Origin of the sequence: Leifsonia sp. SIMBA_070, from assembly GCF_046534635.1 — a bacterium.
Classification (GTDB): domain Bacteria; phylum Actinomycetota; class Actinomycetes; order Actinomycetales; family Microbacteriaceae; genus Leifsonia.
In genome coordinates, this window is the sequence record NZ_JAWRYK010001009.1 from 1 (window position 1) to 232 (window position 232).

The following is a 232-nucleotide window of genomic DNA, read 5'->3' on the forward strand; positions in this document are numbered from 1 at the left end:
TTTTCGTTTTGATTGGATAGGTGAGATTTTTCATTATCCCCAAGCGGTACATTTCCCAAGTCATGGGTAAATAGGAATCGAGAAGTAGGATAGATCGTTTTTGCTGGTCATCGGTGGTATCAAATAATTTAAGAAAGTAGCATGAACCAGTGTGATCGATTACTTTATAGGAATAAGCTGAGGTGCCGTGCGGTATAAACGTTATATCTTTCACGTGAATTCCATACTCTTG

Annotated in this window: 1 protein-coding gene; it reads right to left on the reverse strand. The window is 38.4% G+C overall.

The genetic code is table 11. The features are described 5' to 3' along the window. A partial coding sequence (locus SB754_RS23190) for a hypothetical protein (RefSeq protein WP_410784588.1) occupies nucleotides 1–214 on the reverse strand: 214 nt, incomplete at its 3' end. Nucleotides 215–232: the final 18 nt, after the last annotated feature.